This window comes from Acetatifactor sp. (assembly GCF_982438285.1).
The window spans coordinates 1-3,091 of sequence record NZ_CEWDFQ010000348.1 but is presented as its reverse complement, the minus strand read 5'-3'; the positions used below and the strand labels follow the sequence as shown (position 1 = coordinate 3,091).

At 51.4% G+C, this 3,091-nt stretch carries 3 protein-coding genes; all 3 read right to left on the bottom strand.

What is annotated here, in order from left to right; genetic code table 11:
- Positions 1-832, bottom strand: an 832-nt coding sequence (dapA, locus tag AC1WIP_RS13655) for a 4-hydroxy-tetrahydrodipicolinate synthase (protein WP_481142344.1), incomplete at its 3' end; no start/stop codon positions are given.
- Positions 819-2,024 (bottom strand): iron-containing alcohol dehydrogenase, encoded by a 1,206-nt coding sequence (locus AC1WIP_RS13650; protein WP_481142343.1) that lies wholly within the window; start codon positions 2,022-2,024, stop codon positions 819-821. The genes AC1WIP_RS13650 and dapA, both read right to left, overlap by 14 nt.
- Positions 2,005-3,091, bottom strand: a 1,087-nt coding sequence (locus AC1WIP_RS13645; protein ID WP_481142342.1) for a four-carbon acid sugar kinase family protein, incomplete at its 5' end; no start/stop codon positions are given. The genes AC1WIP_RS13650 and AC1WIP_RS13645, both read right to left, overlap by 20 nt.

Genomic DNA, 3,091 nt, shown 5'->3' with positions numbered 1-3,091 from the left:
TTGAAAGCTGGTGAAAGGGCCGTCTGCAGTTTCCCACCGGATATCCCAGCAAGGCCACGGCGGTTTTCACAACGGTATTGGGATTTCCGTAGCGGAAGCAGTCCCGGAAGCTTCGAATGGCATCCTGGGCCCGCTTTGCCTCTTCTATGTCTCCCTTTATAAAGCATTCATAGATGCGCACCATATTTTCCGGGTAAACATTGGCACAGCCTGCAATCCCTCCGGCTCCACCGGCCAAAAGATTCCAAAGAATCAGAGAATCGTTCCCCGAAAGCACCTTAAAGCCGCTGCCTGCGGTTGCTTCCAAATATTGCAGCATCTGATCAAAATTTCCGCTGCTGTCCTTAATCCCCACAATATTTTCCACCTGGGACAGGCGCTTTACCAAATCCACCCCCAGGGAATTTCCTGTCCTGGCAGGTATGTTATACAATACAATCGGAAGGTTCACCCCTCTTGCCACACACAGGTAGTGCTCATACAGCTCCTCCTGGGATGCCTGGGCAAAGGAGGGCGTAATAATAGAAAGCACATCGCATCCCATGCTTTCCGCTCTCTTAGCCAGACGCAGCGTATCCCTGGTGGTGATGCAGCCCACACCGCCATACACAGGAACCCTTCCCGCCGTCTCTTCAATAACGGTCTCCAGAACCATTTCCTTTTCCTGTTCACTTAAGGCATATCCCTCTCCATTGGTGCCGCAGGCGAAAATTCCGTGAACCCCAGCCTCTATCATTCTATTTACCTGATTCCTAAGCTCCTGCTGCCTGATCTCTTCATCCTCCCCCATGGGGGTCAGAATCGGAGGAATAATTCCCTTAATCTCCACCATACATTGCCTCCTGATACAGGTCTCGCGCTGCCTGTGCAGTGATTTCCCTCTTATTGTTTACCAAAAGCCTCTGTACCTCCATGCCGGAGCGGACCAGGGTTTCCAGCTCCTCTTCCCCAATTCCGTACTTTTCCAAAGAAAGCTCCAGCGGAAGCTTTTTCAGCAATTCCTCAAGCCACCCAAGCACCCGTTCGGCTTTTTCCCCTTCAGACAGATCTTTTTTTCTTTCAGAAGTGTCCTCTTCCCCGTCCGAGCTCAGACAGGCATCATAAATTTGAGCAAATTCCTCCTGACAGCAAGGGGCATTATACTTCATCACCGGTAACAGCATAATAGCATTCGCCGTGCCGTGGGGGATATGGTACTTTCCGCCAAGAGGGTAAGACAGGGCATGGACTCCTGTGGTTCCGGATGCCGTAATGGCTGCTCCCGCATAAAAAGAAGCCAGCAGCATTTTTTCTTTTTCCTCAAGGGCACTGGTATCCATGCAGGCCTTCTCAATATTGGGAATGATCAGTCTAAGTGCTTCCATGGCGAACAAATCGCTGAAGGGAGTAGCTTTTTTGGAGGTGTAACACTCCAGAGCATGGCATAAGGCATCCACTCCTGTGGCGGCGGCAATGGCGGGCGGCGGGCCTTGTTTGGGTTCTCTGTCCAAAATCACATAATCCGCCATCATTTCCTCGCTTACAATTCCCATCTTCAGCTCTTTTTCCGGCACAGCCAGAATACAGTTTGGCGTGGCCTCCGCTCCGGTGCCCGCAGTGGTGGGAACCATCACTGTGGGTATCCTTTTTTGGCAGAGCCCGGAATTGGAAAGCAAAGCCTTTACGCTGACATTCTCTCCTCCCAGAACGGAAGCAAGCTTTGCCACATCCATCACGCTTCCGCCTCCTACCGCCACAATCAATTCCGCTCCAAACTCAAGGCAGCGGTCTGCGATCTCCTGAGCCGCTTCCCAAGCAGGCTCCGAGGGAAGCTCATCCAGCACAAGAATCTGTGCTCCCGTTTTTTGAAGCAGAGAAAGAGGCTTATCTATCACCCCCGCCCGGACGATTCCCTGATCCGTAAACAATGCAATTTTCTTATATTTATCTCCTACAATCTCTCCCAGGGTATCCATGGCATTTTCTCCGCTGCAAATCGCACCTGGCAGCTTCAGCTTATATGTTTTATATACTTTTCTGTTCAATCTGTATCTCTCTCCTTATCTGCTGTTGCTGTGCAAGACTTACAAGCAGCTCCCGGTCCCCAAAGGCCCCGGACTTGGAAATCAGCCAGAAGGCTTTCCCCTGAATGTCCATCCTGGACAGCACCATGCCGTCGCTTAGCTCGCACACGATCTGAATGCTTCGGCAGTCGTTGGCTTCAAAAAAACCAAGCAGCGTGTCTCCTCCAATAATCATCAGTGTTTTTTCCACCCCAGACTCCAAAAGCCGCCCTACGATACGGCCTAAAGACGCCGCAATCTGCCGTCCCCTGTCCCGATCTTTAGCCGTCTCCATGGGTTCGTCTCCCAGCAGGTTTACAGTATCTGTCTCTATGATATAGTGCTCTGACAAAGCGCATTCCCGGCACAGCCCTGCAAACCAGTCTTTTCCTTCCTGGGAAAGCAGATACGTTTCCTTTAACTGCCTGTCCACACTGAGGGCGGCCCATCCAAAGCCATGCTTTTTGGCATACTCCACCTGGGCCTTAGACACCGGGCTTACGCTTCCACAGATTACCAGCAGCGGCTTATCTAGACTGGGCCGCACCCGGAGTCTCCACTCGAAGCCCGCCACCCGATTTAGAACCGCCGCAGCTCCGGCGCAGCCCGCCATAACGGATAACTGCCCTTTCTGCTTCAAATGCCTGATGATTCGATCCATGTCCTGATCCGTATGGGCGTCAAAGATACCGATGGTTTCTTCTGTGGCATTTGTGTCATATTTATCCGCCTTCTCAAAAACCTTTACCTTTACTCCAAAATCTGCAAACAAATCAGGAATGTAAGAGCTGACCACCGGGTCAAAGGGATCCTTTCCGTATACGCTTCTTCGCAAGGGGATACCGTCTATGTAATGAACACCTCCTGTGGTTACCCGGTTCATTTTGGGAAAGGCAGGCACAAAGGCAAGAAATTTTTTCCCGCTGGCCCGCAGCGTGGCGCTCAGCTCGCTTCCCACATTTCCCCGCAGTCCTGAATCCGTCTTTTTGTAAATATACTGTACCCCGGCATTCACAGCGTCCTTTACCAGGTTATATACAATATCATAG